Consider the following 252-nt stretch of genomic DNA (forward strand, 5'->3'; position numbering starts at 1 on the left):
ACGTCGCCCTTGAGCAACTGCTGCCCCAACTGCTGCTCGACGAGGGCGCTCAACCCATCGAAACCCCGGCGCATGTCCACCGGGGCTGCGTATGCGAAGACACGCACCGCGCGCGTCAGCGTCAGCAGTAACCGTTCACCGGCTCACGCTGCGTGCGCGAGCTGAGGGGCCTCCGCGAGAGGTAGCAGTGAGGGTGGCTGCAAACCTCGGCGGTGCGCGCGCAGCGAGTCCGTCAGGAAGTCGAGCACGCCC

At 68.3% G+C, this 252-nt stretch carries 1 protein-coding gene; it reads right to left on the minus strand.

The window, feature by feature from the left end:
* Nucleotides 1-107, minus strand: a 107-nt coding sequence (gene tnpB, locus U8525_RS34720; RefSeq protein ID WP_374271011.1) for an IS66 family insertion sequence element accessory protein TnpB, incomplete at its 3' end; no start/stop codon positions are given.
* Nucleotides 108-252 lie beyond the last annotated feature (145 nt).

It is taken from the genome of Corallococcus sp. RDP092CA (genome assembly GCF_041903675.1).
Classification (GTDB): Bacteria; Myxococcota; Myxococcia; order Myxococcales; family Myxococcaceae; genus Corallococcus.